Origin of the sequence: Natrinema gari JCM 14663 (assembly GCF_000337175.1) — an archaeon.
In the GTDB taxonomy this organism is placed as follows: domain Archaea; phylum Halobacteriota; class Halobacteria; order Halobacteriales; family Natrialbaceae; genus Natrinema; species Natrinema gari.
Window position 1 is genome coordinate 47,456 of record NZ_AOIJ01000060.1, and the last position, 581, is coordinate 48,036.

Genomic DNA, 581 nt, shown 5'->3' on the forward strand with positions numbered 1-581 from the left:
TTGATCGTCGCGATCGTGACGACGCCGAAGCCCGAGACGCCGACGCCGGTCGCGACGATGGCCCCGGTCGTGGTAAACGCGGCGAGTCCGACGGCGTCGGAAAACAGCGTGATCGGATGGTCGTCGGCCGACTCGAGGGCGACGCTCACCCCGATCGCCAGCGCGACGCCGAACACGCCGAGGGCGATCTCGACCGGCGACTGGAGCGCCAACGGCACCCGATTGACCAGGATGTCCCGCGTCGCGCCGCCGGCAAACGCCGTCACGAGTCCGACGACGGCGACGCCGAACAGGTCGAACTCCTCGCGGATCGCCTTGGTCGCCCCGACCAGTGCGAACGCGACGAGCCCGATCGCATTCATCACGGCGAACGGATCGACGAACAGCGCGACAGCCAACTCTCGTCCCACTGGTCTTCTACAGGTCGGCGATCGTCTTGAGCGCTACGGGTCAGTATCGAACCAGCACTAAAACTGCTCGAGCCCGGTCTGTTCGGCCGCGGCGAGCGCGTCCTCGCAGGTCGACCACGACGCCCGCGCGAACGGCGGGAGGGAACCGTGCTCGTCGACGTATGACGCGAG

Annotated in this window: 2 pseudogenes; both read right to left on the reverse strand. The window is 67.8% G+C overall.

Annotation, left to right across the window (positions count from 1 at the left end):
- Positions 1–5: 5 nt before the first annotated feature.
- A pseudogene (locus C486_RS22840) lies at positions 6–362 on the reverse strand (trimeric intracellular cation channel family protein); the annotation flags it as partial.
- Positions 363–467: 105 nt separating this feature from the next.
- Positions 468–581, reverse strand: a pseudogene (rnhB, locus tag C486_RS22365) (ribonuclease HII); the annotation flags it as partial.